General features: G+C 49.7%; 1 pseudogene. It reads right to left on the reverse strand.

The features are described from left to right. Positions 1-108: 108 nt before the first annotated feature. A pseudogene (locus Q0796_RS18115) lies at positions 109-557 on the reverse strand (DUF6444 domain-containing protein); the annotation flags it as partial. Positions 558-581: the final 24 nt, after the last annotated feature.

The raw sequence follows: 581 nt of genomic DNA on the forward strand, positions 1-581 counted from the left end.
TAACTGGGCCGCTTCAAGCTTAAAATCGGCGCTAAAAGTTCTTCTTGTTCGTTTGGTCATGGTCACACCTGTTTGTGCATGAGGTGCATGAGGTGGCCAGTTTTAGTGTGCCACTACACCGCACCGCTGGCAACGTCCGCCATGGATTCGATATTCAGTGATATCGAGCTTGGGTTCGGGCAACTCAAAGACTTGGTGCCGAACCGTTGGGTTTTTATTGGGTGCGAGCTTTCCCCCACAGTCAGCGCAACAAGCCTGTGGCAGACAAACCACTTGAGTATCTGTGGGCTTCAACTTACTTAGCGGTCTACGTTTTCCCTCGTGGCCTGGCTGAGCGCCAATCTTATTTGAACTACGAGGGCGTTGAGCTTTTTTCGCTCGGCCTTGTCAGCTGGTGTGTCAGCAGAGGGCGATTTCGATGAATTGCGAGAGCTCGTGGCCAACCTGTCTTCGTATTCACGAAGCTTTTGCCAAAGTTCTTGAATCAACTCATCAGCGCCAGCTTCACCTAATTCAGCAACCGTAGGCGGTTCTTGGGTAAAAATTTTCTTTTTCATGAAGCCATTTTGGCTCCAAGAAAT

It is taken from the genome of uncultured Ferrimonas sp. (genome assembly GCF_947489035.1).
Lineage (GTDB): Bacteria > Pseudomonadota > Gammaproteobacteria > Enterobacterales > Shewanellaceae > Ferrimonas.